This window comes from Azospirillum palustre (genome assembly GCF_002573965.1).
Taxonomy (GTDB): domain Bacteria; phylum Pseudomonadota; class Alphaproteobacteria; order Azospirillales; family Azospirillaceae; genus Azospirillum; species Azospirillum palustre.
Genome location: NZ_PDKW01000042.1, coordinates 562,207 through 575,816, shown reverse-complemented (window position 1 = coordinate 575,816; position 13,610 = coordinate 562,207). Strand labels below are relative to the sequence as shown.

Genomic DNA, 13,610 nt, shown 5'->3' with positions numbered 1-13,610 from the left:
CTCCATTCCTGCCGACCAGACAGCTCGCCCACCACAGCTCGCCGACATTTCCTGATTTCTCCCCCTCGCCCCAGGCGGCCCGTTGAAGAAGGATTGATTCGATGCCCGAGATCCGTTCCCCCCTGCCCGGCTCCTTCTACCGGCGCCCCGCTCCCGGCCAGCCGCCCTTCAAGGAAATCGGCGACCGGGTGGAACCGGGCGACGTCATCGGTCTCGTCGAGGTGATGAAGAGCTTCAACGAGATCCGGGCGGACGTCGGCGGAACCATCCTGAGCTTCGCGGTCGAGGACGAGGAACCGGTGATGGCCGGCGCCGTCCTCGTCGAGCTGGAAGGCTGACCCCGATGACGATCCGCCGCCTGTTCGTCGCCAACCGGGGCGAGATCGCGGTGCGGATCATCCGCGCCGCCAAGAGCCTGGGGATCGAGACGGTCCAGGCCTATTCCGAGGCCGACCGCGAGATGCTGGCGGTCAAGCTTGCCGACAAGTCCGTCTGCGTCGGCCGCCCGGCCGCCCGCCACTCCTATCTCGATGCGGCGGGGCTGGTGGCCGCGGCGCGGACGGCAGGCTGCGACGCCGTCCATCCCGGCTACGGCTTCCTGGCCGAGAATGCCGAATTCGCCGACATGGTGGAAAGCTTCGGCATGGTCTTCGTCGGGCCGGCGGGCGAAACCATCCGCCGCATGGGCGACAAGGCCGCCGCCCGCGAGGCCGCCATCGCCGCCGGGGTGCCGGTGGTGCCGGGGTCGCAGGGCCGCGTCGCCGACATCGACGCCGCACTCGCCGCCGCCGAAACCATCGGCTACCCGGTGATGATCAAGGCGGCGGCAGGCGGCGGCGGGCGCGGCATCCGCATCGCCGAGACACCGGACGAGCTGCGCCGCCTCGCCCCGCAGGCGCAGTCGGAGGCCCAGGCCGCCTTCGGCGACGGCGGCCTCTATCTGGAGCGGGTCATCGAAAACGCCCGCCACATCGAGGTGCAGATCCTCGGCGACGGCGAGCGGGCGATCCATTGCTTCGAGCGCGAATGCTCGCTTCAGCGCCGCCGCCAGAAGGTGTGGGAGGAGGCGCCGGCCGCATGCCTCGACGAGGCCACCCGCGCCAGGATCTGCGCGTCGGCGGTGGCGCTGGCCGAAAGCGTCGGCTACCGCGGCGCCGGCACGCTGGAATATCTCTACGACGAGCCGTCGGGCGCCTTCTACTTCATCGAGATGAACACCCGCATCCAGGTCGAGCATCCGGTGACCGAGATGATCACCGGCATCGATCTGGTTGCGGCGATGGTCCGCATCGCCGGGGGCGAACCGCTGCCCGTCACCCAGGACCGGGTGACGCGGACCGGCCACGCCATCGAGGTTCGCATCAATGCCGAGGATCCGGCCGCAGGCTTCATGCCCTGCCCCGGAACCGTCGAACGGCTGTCCGTGCCGACCGACCCGGCAATCCGCTTCGATGGGATGATCTATGAGGGCTACACGGTCCCGCCCTTCTACGACTCCCTGCTCGGCAAGCTGATCGTGCACGGCGCCACCAGGGCCGAGGCCATCGACCGCCTCGCCGCGGCGCTGGAGGGCTTCACCGTCACCGGGCTGAAGACCACCGTCCCGCTGCACAAGGCGCTGGCCGCCGATCCGGATGTCCGGGCGGGCAAGGCGCACACCCGGTTCCTGGAAGGCTGGCTGGCCGGGAACCCCGCTTTCACGTCCCAGAAGGCCGCGCAATAGGAGCACCGGATGCAGACCCGCTATTCCTACGGTGGCGACGAGCACATCTTTGTCGAAATGGACGAGGAGATGTCGCTCGAAGCTTTCTTCAAGAGCATGTCGATCACCAACGCGCTCCGCTCCGCCTATATCGAGGGCGTCACGGAGATCTGCCCGGCCAACGGCAGCTTTCAGGTCAAGTTCGATCCCGACCGCATCGCTCCCGACGACCTGATGGGCCGGCTGCGGGCGCTGGAACAGGCGGCGGACCGGGCGGAGAAGCGGCTGGAGACCCGGATCGTCGAAGTGCCGGTCTATTACCGCGATCCCTGGACCACCGAAACGCTGATGCGCTTCCGCGAACGGCACCAGGATCCGCAGAGCACCGATCTGGACTATGCGGCACGGGTGAACGGCTACGACACGGTGGAACAGTTCATCCACGCCCACCACGCCTCGCCCTGGTTCGTGTCGATGGTGGGATTCGTCGCCGGACTGCCCTTCCTCTACCAGCTGGTCGAGCGGTCGCGGCAAATCCAGGTGCCGAAATACCTGCGCCCGCGCACCGACACGCCGAAGCACACCATCGGCCATGGCGGCTGCTTCGGCTGCGTCTATTCGGTGCGCGGCGCCGGCGGCTACCAGATGTTCGGCATCACGCCGATGCCGATCTACGACCCGACCCAGAAGGTTTCCTACCTGCGCGACTTCATGGTGTTCTTCCGCCCCGGCGACATCGTGAAATGGAAGCCGATCGACCACGAGGAATACGACGCCATCACCGCCGACGTCGCGGCCAACCGCTACGAACCGCGCATCCGCAAGGTCACCTTCGACCTCGACGGCTTCAATGCCGACATCGACGGCACCAACCAGCGGCTGATGGAGACCCTCCATGGCGTTTAAGGTTCTCAACCCCGGCCTGCTGACCACCGTCCAGGATCTCGGCCGGCCCGGCTATTTCCATCTCGGCATCCCGATGTCGGGCGCCATGGACCGCTATGCGCTCCGCGCCGCCAACCTGCTGGTCGGCAACCCGGAAGGAGCCGCCGCGCTGGAGGCGGTCTTCATGGGGCCGCAGCTGGAGTTCGAGGTGGACGCCACCGTCGCCGTCACCGGCGCCGACCTGCCCGCCCGCGTCGATGGCGAGCCGCATCCGGCCTGGACCGCCTTCCCGGTGCGCGCCGGACAGGTGCTGTCCTTCGACTATCTGAAGGGCGGCGCCCGCGCCTACATCGCGATCTCCGGCGGCATCGATACGCCTCCGGCGCTGGGCAGCCGCTCCACCTACATCATCGGCGCGCTCGGCGGCTATCACGGCCGGGCGCTCGCGGCGGGCGACATGGTTCCGCTGGGCAGGTCGGGGGCGTTCCGCCACGGCACAGAGGTTCCCGAGGCGCTGCGCCGCACGGTGGGCATGAGTGCAGAGCTGCGCGTTCTGCCCGGCCTCTACTGGCGTCTCATCACCGAGGAGGCCGGGCGCAACTTCTTCGAGGACAGCTGGAAGGTGGCGCCGGAGGCCGACCGCATGGGCTACCGGTTCCGCGGCGGCCGCCCCTTCAGCTTCGAACCGCGCGAACAGCCCTTCGGCGCCGGCTCCAACCCGTCGAACATCGTCGATGCCTGCTACCCCTACGGCTCGATCCAGGTGCCGGGCGGTACGGAGCCCATCGTCCTGCACCGCGACGCCGTGTCGGGCGGCGGCTATTTCACGCTGGGTGCGGTGATCTCCGCCGACATGGACCTGATCGGCCAGATGCAGCCCCACACCGGCGTGCGCTTCGTCAAAATCGACATGGAACAGGCGCTGGCCGCCCGCGCCGACGAGGCCCGGCGGCTGGGTTTGCTGCGCGACGCCCTCGCCTGACCGGCCGGGAGGCGGCAGCGGCCCGCCGCCTCCCCCCAAGCTCTTTTATAGCTCTTTTAAAAACATCCCCCGTCCGTCCCATCCCATGCCGTGGAGCCCCCTCGCATGAACGCCCTCGCTCGCGCTCTTGTCGCCGCCACAGTCCTTGGAAGCAGCCTTGCCGCCCTGCCGGCGTCAGCCGCCGAGTGGTTCCCCTATCCGGCGGTGGAGGTGACGCCGGCCTTCTCCGCCGACGGCCAGCCGAAGGACATCTCCTACAGCCCGCTGCCGAAGGCCGCGAAGAAATGGGACATCTGCGTGTCCTTCCCGCACATGAAGGACGCCTATTGGCTGGGCGTCGATTATGGCGTGGTCGAGGAGGCCAAGCGGCTGGGCGTGAAGGTCAATGTGGTGGAGGCCGGCGGCTACACCGAGCTGAACAAGCAGATCAGCCAGATCGAGGACTGCGTCGCCCGCGGCGCCAACGCCGTGGTGATCGGCGCCATCAGCTTCGACGGGCTGAACAATCTGGTCGCGGAGTTGGCGAAGAAGAACATCCCGGTCATCGACGTCATCAACGGCATCTCGTCCCCGGCGCTCACCGCAAAGTCGTTGGTCTCCTTCCACACCATGGGGGCCGAGGCCGGCCGCTATCTTGCCGCCAGGCATCCGGCGGGCAGCCCGCCGGTGAAGGTCGGCTGGTTCCCCGGCCCGGCCGGCGCCGGCTGGGTCGAGGCAGCCAACAAGGGCTTCATGGAGGCGGTGGCCGGCTCCGCCGTGCAGGTGCTGGAACCGCGCTATGGCGACACCGGCAAGGAGGCGCAGCTGCGGCTGGTGGAGGACGTGCTGCAAGCGACGCCGGACATCAAATATGTCGCCGGCACCGCGGTGACCGCCGAGGCAGCGCAGGGGCTGCTGCGCGAACGCGGCCTGAGCGACAAGGTCGGGCTGATCGCCTTCTACATGACACCCGGCGTCTATCAGGGCATCAAGCGCGGCTTCATCCAGGCGGCACCGGCCGATTCCATGGTCATCCAGGGCCGGATCGCCATCGATCAGGCGGTGCGCGCGCTGGAGAAGACCGATCTGGTCCGCCATGTCGGCCCGAAGATCTTCGTCGTCGACAAGGGCAATGTCGGCACGGTGTCCCGCGACACCATCCTGCCGCCGGACAATTTCGCTCCCGTTTTCAGCGTGAAGTGACCTCCCAGCCCCCATGCGGACGGGCCCGACGGTCCGCATGGGCGGCATTCCATCCGGAGCACGCGCATGTCCCCTCCCGTCCTGATCAGGACCGTTGCCCTGACCAAGCGCTATCCCGGCGTCACCGCGCTGGATCGCGTCGATTTCGATCTGCGCGCCGGTGAGGTGCATGTGCTGTTCGGGGAGAACGGCGCCGGCAAATCGACCCTGATCTCGCTGCTGGCCGGCGTGTCCGCCCCCAGCGAGGGCGAGATTCTGGTGCGCGGCCATCATGTCCGCTTCACCGGCGTCGCCGACGCCCGCGCCGCCGGCATCTCCGCCGTCTTTCAGGAATTCTCGCTGGTCCCGACCCTGACGGTGGCGGAGAACCTGTTCCTGGGCGACGAGCCGCGCAAAGGCCCGTTTCTCGACCGCCGGGCGATGCGGCGCAAAGCCGCCGCCCTGTTCGCCGACCTCGATTTCGCCATCGACCCCAGGAGGCTAGTCGCCACGCTGAGCCGCGCCGAGCAGCAGATGGTCGAGATCGCCAAGGCATTGCACGGCGAGGTCGGCATCCTGATCCTCGACGAGCCGACGGCCTCGCTGACCGACCGCGAGGTCGATCATCTGTTCGCGGTGATCGCCCGCATGAAGGCCCGCGGCGTCGGCATCGTCTACATCTCGCACCGGATGCAGGAGTTCGCTCGCATCGCCGACCGTGTCACCGTGCTGCGCGACGGCCGTCGGATCGGCACCGTGGCGATGGCCGACACCAGCGAGGCGGCCCTGCTGGAGATGATGGCCGGCCGCGCCATCGCCGAAATCTACCCGTCCATCGCCCGCAATCCCGGCGAGGTCCTGCTGCGGACGGAAGGACTGCACGCCTGGGGTGTCCATGGCGTCGATCTGGAGGTCCGCACCGGCGAGGTGCTGGGCGTGGCCGGCCTCGTCGGCTCCGGCAAATCGCGCAGCTTCCGGGCATTGATGGGCCTGCTGCCGATCCAGGCCGGCCGGGTGACGGTGCGGGGACGCGACGTTACGGGTGCGTCGACCCGCGACCTGATGCGCGCCGGCCTCTGCTATGTGCCGCCCGACCGCAAGACCGAGGGGCTCCAGCTGGCCTTCAGCACGCGGGACAACCTGGCGCAAGGGGAGCTGGCCGGCACGCCGAGCCGCTTCGGCCTGCTGCCCTGGCAGCGCATCCGCAGGCGGTGCGAGGCGACCGCCGAACGGGTCGAGCTTCCGGTCGCCTATCGCGGCCGGGCGGCCGGCCAGCTGTCCGGCGGCAACCAGCAGAAGGCGCTGTTCGGCCGCGCGCTCGGCCGCGACTACGACCTCTACATCTTCGACGAACCGACCGTCGGCGTCGACATGGGCGCCCGCGCCGCCATCTACCGGCTGATCCGCGAGCTGGCGGAGGCCGGCAAGGCGGTGGTGGTGATCTCCTCCGACCTGCCGGAGGCGATGAACCTCGCCCACCGCTTGGCAGTCTTCGCCCATGGCCGCATCGCCGCCGAACTGGAGGGCGACGCCATCGGCGAGGCGGCCATCCTCGCCCATTTCTTCGACCCCGTTCCATCGGCCTCCGCCCCTCCGGTACCCGACATCGACCAAGAAGCGAGACTGCCCGCATGAGCGCCACCTCCGCCGCCTCCCCGCCGTCCGGCACCGCTCCCGTCCCCGCCACCGTCCGGCTGCGCATGGCCGGGCGGGCGCTGTTCATCCGGCTGGGCGTGCTGCCCTTCTTCCTGGCTGTGGCGCTGATCGTCTTCGCGCTTGCATCCGACCGCTTCCTGACCGCCGAAAACCTCGTCAACGTGATGCGCCAGTCGGTCTATCTGGTCCTGGTGTCGCTGGGGCAGATGATGGTGCTGATCACCGGGGGCTTCGATCTGGCGGTCGGGGCGACGGTCGCCCTCACCTCCGTCGTATCGGCGCTGGCGATGGCGGCCCTCGGCCAGATCTTTCCGGATGCTCCGGTCCTGGTGATCGCGCTCGGCGCGCTGGCCGGTTTCGCGGTGGCGGCGCTGGTCGGTCTGGCGAACGGGGCCGGCGTCGCCCTGTTCGGCGTCTCGCCCTTCATCATGACGCTGGGCGTCAGCTCGGTGGCGGCCGGCGGGTCGCTGTTCCTGACCGGCGGCGTCCCGGTGTCCGGGCTGCCGGCCGAGTTCGCCGACCTGTTCGGCTTCGGCCGCTGGCTGGGCATTCCGGTGCCGGTGCTGGTCGCCGCCGTGGCCGTCGCCATCGCCTGGGTGGTCATGACGCGCACCCGCACCGGCGCCCATCTCTATGCCGTCGGCGGCAACATCAAGGCGGCGAAGTTGTCGGCCATCCACACCGGCCGGACGCTGGTCGTGGCCTATGTGCTGTGTGCCCTGATCGCGGCGCTGACCGGCCTGCTGCTGACCGCCCGGGTGGAATCGGGCGAGGCCAATCTCGGCGGGACGCTGGCCCTGGAGTCCATCGCCGCCTGCGTGATCGCCGGCGTGTCGCTGCGCGGCGGCATCGGCCGGGTCGAGACCGTGGTGCTGGGCGCCTTCTTCATCGTGCTGGTACAGAACGGCATGAACCTCGCCCAGATCGGGTCCTATCTGCAGATGGTGCTCCTCGGCGGGCTGCTGATCCTGGCGGTGATCTTCGACCAGATCCGCTATCGCATGATGATGACCGCCTGAGCGACGTTGCCCGGCAGGTTGCCGGCCGCTTCCGCAGAAAAACCACTTCAGTATCCAAACTGTTATCGGAGCGTTTAGATTTTCTTCAGTGAATTGCTGTGTTATCGCAGTTGCCACAAGCAAATGCAGCGTCGGCGAAAGGTCCCAGATGCCTGACACCCTGAAGGCCGACGCCCCGTCCGCCCCGCTCCTGACCATTCCCGACGCGCTCGCTTCGGAAGCCGCGGCGGTGATGCTGAGCGGCGATCCCGGCGCGTTGAAGGCCGTTCAGGGGAAGATGGCGGCGGCGCTGGCCGGACAGGGCTTGCCGGAGGCATCGGCGGGCACGCTGGTCGATGGCTGGATGCACGACTTCACCGCCGGGCTCGGCGCGCAGGCGACGCCGGATGCGGCCATTGCCCAGGCGAACCGGATCGCCGCCGGTGCCGCCGCGCGGATGGCCCAGGCAACGCAGGAAGCGGCCTCGCTGACCGGCGAGCAGCGTGTCGCCACCGCCTTGGCGCAAGGACAGGGACACGGAACGGACGCGCTGGCCGCAAAGGGCGCGGCATCCGACCTGTCCGCCGCCCTGTTCAACGGGGTGATGGACCCGCTCGCCCGGCCGGCGGGTGCGGCCGACCCGATTGCTGCCCTGTCGCAGGCCCTGAATTCGCCGCCATCCCCTACGGTCACACCGGCGGCGGCACCGCTTTCCCCGGCCGAGCAGCTGAGCGCCGCCCTGGCCTCGGGTTCCGGCGTTCAGGAGGCGGTGAAGGCGGTGGGGGCCGGACAGAACGGCCACTTCGCCGACACGCTGGAACGCGCCCTGTCCAGTGGCGCCGACTCCACCGCCGCCGTGACCGCGGCGAAGGAAACGAGTGCCAGCAGCGAGGCCCTGGCCCATTCCACCACGGTCGGGCAGTCCGACGGCGCCCGCATGCTCGCCGCCCTGGCCTCCGGCAGCGCCGAGGCGCACACCGCCGCGAACGGGGCCACGAACGGGGCCGCCTTCGCCAGCGTCCTCAACGATGCCCTGACGCAGGGGGGATCGCCGGATGCCGCCCTCGCCGCGTCGGTCAGGGCGCAGACCGAAATGACCGCCAGCCAGAACGCAGCCGTCGTGCCGCCCAAGCCGGCCGACGCGCTGGTGGCGTCGCTCGCCTCAGGCCGCAATGTCGGCGAGACCGTCAAGTCCTTCGCCTCGGCCGCCGGCATCGACCCGACCGCGGCCGGCGGATTCGGGCAGGCCCTGGGCAGCGCCCTGTCCACGGGCCATGAGCCGTCCGGCGCCCTGGGCACGGCACGCCAGGACGTCGCCGCGGCATCGTCCCTGTCGGCCGAGACGGCGAAGGGGGTGAAGGCCGATCCGCTCGTCACGGCTCTCGCCAGCGGACAGAATGTCCAGCAGGCCGTTCAGGCCCTCGGCGGCTCCGGCGCGGCCTTCAGCGCGGCGCTCGGGCAGGCCCTGGCGGAGGGACGGCCCGCCGGGCAGGCGCTGGCTGCGGCCCGTCAGGCCGCCGACACCGTCCAGCAGAACACCCAGGCCAGCGAAGTCCCGGTGTCGGCGCAGGACAAGGCGATTGCCGACCTCGCCAACCCCGACAAGGCGGCAGCCCCCAAGGAGGCCGCCGAAAACAAGCAGGCCGCCAAGGATGGGGCCCAGCACAGCGACAGCGCCGATGGCAAGGCCGCCGAACAGGTGGCGGATGCCCAGGCGAAGGACGACGGCGGAAAGGAAAAGGACGGAAAGGGCGACGCCAAGGCGGACGATAAGGCGGGCGACAAGGGCGATGCGAAGGCCGACGCCAAGGAGAGCACCGGCGACAAGGCCGCGCCCGATGCGTCCGCCGATGGAAAGCCGGCGGCACCGGACGCCTCCCCGCAGGCGGCAAAACAGGCGGCGATGAGCGATGCCGCCCCCAAGGCCATCAGCTTCGATCTGCCCGGCACGGCGGACAAGGGAACAACCGCAAGCGACACCGCCGCCCACTCCGCCGCATCGACGGACGCACGGCCGGCCGTTTCCGCCCCCTCGGTGACCAAGGCGCTGAGCACCGGCGATGCCTTCGCCGTCGCGGCGCAGAGCCAGCAGCGGGCCGTGCAGTCGGTGGTCCGTGCCGTCGAAAACACGACGTCCGACAGCTCGGGCACCACCACGCCGACCGTTACGCCTACATTGCCCGCCATCCCCACCGTCCCGGCCGAGCACCACGCCGCGGCGCCGACCCTGTCGGCATCCTTCGACGCGGCGGCCCTGGCGAAGGCGCTGGCGATGGCCGAGGGAACCGCCGCCCCCGCCGGCTTCACCGTCTTCCACCTGATCGAAGCGATGTTCCGCCCCGGCGAGACCGGCAGCAGCGTGGTCGGCGTCGCGGTGGTGGCGAACCAAGGGTCGCAACTCGGCATCTGGCAGTACAGCGTCGACGGCACCAGCTGGAGCGCGGTTGGTCCGGTGGCCGAAACGGCGGCACTGGTGCTGCCGGGCAATGCCCTGCTGCGCTTCCTGCCCGCGGCCGGCGCCTCCGGCCAGGCGCCCGCCCTCGAACTGCGGGCCGTCGGGAACGAGTGGACCGGCGGGTTCAGCGGCACGGAGCACCGGCTGTTCACGCTCGACGGAACCGGCGGCACCACGCCCCTGTCCGCCGACGTGGCAAAGCTGTCCATCGACATCACCTCCGTCAACGGCGCCCCGGTGGCGACCGGCGTGCAGGCCGTCCTGGACGCCATGGCGGAGGACAGCGGCAACCCGGCCGGCGCCACCGTCACGACCCTGTTCGGCAAACTGTTCTCGGACCCGAGCGATGCGGTGTTCGGCGCCTCCGGCGACGGCTTTGCGGGTGTCGCCGTGGTCGCCAACCCCGGCAATTCCGCCCAGGGCGAATGGCAGTACTGGAACGGAAGCAGCTGGGTCGCCGTCGGTGCTGCGTCGGACGGCAACGCGCTGCTGCTGTCCGCCGAGACGATGCTGCGCTTCCTTCCCACCGCAAACTGGAACGGGCAGCCCCCCGGCCTGATGGTGCGTCTGGTCGACGATTCGGCAGGAGCCATCGTCAGCGGCGACCGCGTGGATCTCAAGAACCTCGGCGTCGGCGGCACCACCCCCTACAGCGTGTCGGCCATCCAGCTCGACACCCGGGTGACCGCCGTCAACGACGCCCCGATCGCCACCGGAACGACGGCGACGCTGGCGCACATCGCAGAGGACGCCGCCAATCCCGCCGGGGCGACCGTTTCCACCCTGTTCGGCGGCCTGTTCTCCGACCCCACCGACGCCGTGGCCGGCGGATCGACGGCGAACGCCTTCGCCGGGGTGCTGGTGGTCGGCAACGCCGCCACGGCGACGCAGGGACTGTGGCAGTACTGGACCGGAAGCAGCTGGGCCGACATCGGCGCGGCAAGCGCCGGCAACGGCCTGCTGCTGGCCGCCGGCACCGCCCTGCGCTTCCTGCCCGCCGCCGACTGGAACGGCACCACCCCGGCGCTGACCGTGCGGCTGGTGGACAATTCGCTGGGAGCGATCACCAGCGGCGAGCACGTCACCGTGACCGCGGGCGGCGGAACCAGCCGTTTCAGCGCCGGCACAATCACGCTGACCGGCAGCGTCGATGCCGTCAACGACGCGCCGGTCGCCACCGGCATCGCGGCAACCCTGCCGGCCATCGCGGAAGACACCGCCGATCCGGCCGGTTCCACCGTCACCAGCCTGTTCGGCAGCCTGTTCTCCGACGCGGCCGACGCCGTGACCGGAGGATCGTCGGCCAACGGCTTTGCCGGAATCGCCATCGTCGGCAATGCGGCGACCGCGACGGAAGGCGTCTGGCAATATTGGACCGGCACCGCCTGGGCGGCCGTGGGCACGGTGTCGGAAGGGTCGGCCCTGGTGGTCGCCGCCGCCGACCGTCTCCGTTTCGTGCCATCGGCCGACTGGAACGGCACCACCCCGGCCCTGACCGTCCGGCTGATCGAACAGGGTGCCGGCACCACCGCCACCGGCGGCCATGTCGACCTGACTCACGGCGTCGGCGGCAGCACGGTCTACAGTGCCGAGACCATCGCACTGACCGGCAGCGTCACGCCGGTCAACGACGCTCCCGAAGTCACAGCCGGCACCACGGCGCTGTCGACGGTGAAGGGCGTGGCGGTCGCGGTCACCGGCCTGTCGGTGTCGGACATCGATGCCGGCTTGACCCCGCTGCTGGTGACCCTGTCCGCCGGGCACGGGACGCTGACGCTCGCCGATGGCGGGACGGACGCCGTCATCACCGGCAACGGCACGGACACCGTCACCATCCGGGCGACGCTCGCCACCATCAACAGCCTGCTGGGCGCCACCAACGGGCTTCTCTACACCGCGACCTCCTACACCGGGGCCGACAGCATCCATGTGCTGGTCGACGACCAGGGCGGCGGCGGAGCCGGCGGGCCGCTGACCGCCAGCGCGTCCGTCGCCGTGACGGTGGCGCCGCCGAACGCCTCCCCGGTCCTGGCCGACACCGATCTCTCCCTTTCCGTCGCGGCCGAGGCCCTCGCGGCCCCCACGGCGGGAACCGCGGGCATCGCCGTGTCGACGCTGGTCGGCCTGAACGGCAGCGGCCCGGCGAACGTCACCGACGGCGACACCGGTGCGGTCACCGGCATTGCCCTTGTCGGTACCAACGAGGCCTATGGGCACTGGTGGTTCTCGACCGACGGCGGTTCGACCTGGAGCCTCGTCGGCACCGTCAACGACAGCGATTCCGCCCTGCTGCTGCGCTCGACCGACCGGCTCTATTTCCAGCCCAACGCCTCGGTTCCCGGCACCATCAGCGGTGCCCTGACCATCCATGCCTGGGACCAGACCAGCGGGACCGCCGGCAGCAAGGTGACGATGGACACCAGCGCCGGCAGCGCCTTCTCCACCGCGACCGACAGCGTGACGCTGCACCCCGGCGTGCTGATTCCGAACGGCTCCTTCGACCACGGGCTGACCGGCTGGACCTACACCGGCGGCACCAGTGTCGGTTCGACCGGCGACGGCCATGAGGCGACGCTCACCTCGGCGAGCGGCCAGACGCCGACCCAGCTGGAGGATTTCCTCGGCCTTGCCCACGGCTCCATCGCCAGCGCGACCGGGACGGTGCCGTCCGCCGGCCATGCGATGAAGCTCGGCACGACCGTGACGGTGACGCAGGACACGACGCTGACCTTCGACTGGTCCTTCACCTTCACCGACAACGCCTCGTACCACGACTTCGCCTTCGTCAGCGTCAATGGCGTGGTGACGCTGCTGGCCAAGGAGGCGAGCGCCAGCGGCAGCTTCAGCGTGGTGGTTGCGGCCAACAGCACCCTGTCGCTGGGATTCGGCGCCTCCGACACCGGCGACAACAGCGTCAACCCGATCCTGCGCGTCGACAACATCAAGCTGACGACGGTCGCCAGCGATCCCATCGTACTGGACATGACCGGCCACGGGCTGGCGCTGCGTCCGCTGTCCGACGGCGTCCATTTCGACGTGACCGGCGACGGCGTCGCCGACAGCACCGGCTGGATCGGAGCCGGCAACGCCCTTCTCGTGCAGGACAGCAACGGCAACGGGCGGATCGACGATGCGCACGAACTGGTCTCCGAACAGTTCGGCAGCGGCTTCAACAGCAGCCTGGAGGCGCTCGCCTCCCTCGACCGCAACCATGACGGCCGCTTGGACGCGACCGACGAGGCCTTCGCCACCCTGAAGGTCTGGCAGGATGTGAACGGCGACGGCGTGAGCCAGGCGGCCGAGTTGCGCGGACTGGCGGAGGCCGGCATCCGCTCCATCGCCACCACCGCGAGCCCGAGCGACGCCAGCCTGGCCGGCAGCCGCATCCTCGGCACCACCAGCATGACGATGGCCGACGGCAGCAGCCATGCGGTGGCCGGCGTCGCCTTCGACGTGAAGGCCGCCTCCGCCGCGCAGGTTCAGGTCCAGCCGCAGGCGGTCCCATCGGGGACCAACTTCACGGCTCTGCTGACGTCAGGCCTGGGCTTGCCTGCGGAAGGTACAGTTGTACCGCAAGATGTTTTCTCTCATTTGCCGGATTCGACTGCGGCATCTCACGTCTTCGATCAGCACCATTCACAAAACACCGATACACAAAGCGTGCACCACATCACAACATCCTAATGAAACTGACAGATTTAGAGGATTTATTAGGAATTTGAACACTGTTTTGTCTTAAAGCCCGATAAGGGTTGTCGGCTATGTTCGCCA

The 13,610-nt window shown here is 69.6% G+C and carries 8 protein-coding genes; all 8 read left to right on the top strand.

All coding sequences use genetic code 11. From position 1 onward, the window contains the following. Positions 1-101 precede the first annotated feature (101 nt). The gene (locus CRT60_RS20140) at positions 102-338 is read left to right on the top strand and encodes an acetyl-CoA carboxylase (protein ID WP_098738303.1); all 237 of its coding nucleotides are present in this window, start codon (positions 102-104) and stop codon (positions 336-338) included. A gap of 5 nt (positions 339-343) precedes the next feature. Continuing rightward, on the top strand, positions 344-1,723 hold the full coding sequence (locus tag CRT60_RS20135) for an acetyl-CoA carboxylase biotin carboxylase subunit (protein ID WP_098738302.1): 1,380 nt from the start codon (positions 344-346) through the stop codon (positions 1,721-1,723). Positions 1,724-1,732: 9 nt separating this feature from the next. After that, the gene (locus CRT60_RS20130; RefSeq protein WP_098738301.1) at positions 1,733-2,608 is read left to right on the top strand and encodes a 5-oxoprolinase subunit B family protein; all 876 of its coding nucleotides are present in this window, start codon (positions 1,733-1,735) and stop codon (positions 2,606-2,608) included. Further along, positions 2,598-3,569, top strand: a complete 972-nt coding sequence (locus tag CRT60_RS20125) for a 5-oxoprolinase subunit C family protein (RefSeq protein WP_098738300.1) — start codon at positions 2,598-2,600, stop codon at positions 3,567-3,569. The genes CRT60_RS20130 and CRT60_RS20125 overlap by 11 nt, the downstream gene beginning before the upstream one ends. Positions 3,570-3,674: 105 nt before the next feature. Continuing rightward, positions 3,675-4,751 carry a TMAO reductase system periplasmic protein TorT gene (torT, locus tag CRT60_RS20120; protein WP_098738299.1) on the top strand — a complete coding sequence of 359 codons (1,077 nt, stop codon included), beginning with the start codon at positions 3,675-3,677 and terminating at the stop codon, positions 4,749-4,751. 66 nt (positions 4,752-4,817) lie between these two features. Continuing rightward, positions 4,818-6,365: a sugar ABC transporter ATP-binding protein gene (locus CRT60_RS20115; protein ID WP_098738298.1), complete on the top strand. Its 1,548-nt coding sequence runs from the start codon at positions 4,818-4,820 to the stop codon at positions 6,363-6,365. Then, the gene (locus tag CRT60_RS20110) at positions 6,362-7,405 is read left to right on the top strand and encodes an ABC transporter permease (RefSeq protein ID WP_193548450.1); all 1,044 of its coding nucleotides are present in this window, start codon (positions 6,362-6,364) and stop codon (positions 7,403-7,405) included. The genes CRT60_RS20115 and CRT60_RS20110 overlap by 4 nt, the downstream gene beginning before the upstream one ends. A gap of 148 nt (positions 7,406-7,553) precedes the next feature. Next, positions 7,554-13,523, top strand: a complete 5,970-nt coding sequence (locus CRT60_RS36610; protein ID WP_193548449.1) for a hypothetical protein — start codon at positions 7,554-7,556, stop codon at positions 13,521-13,523. Positions 13,524-13,610: the final 87 nt, after the last annotated feature.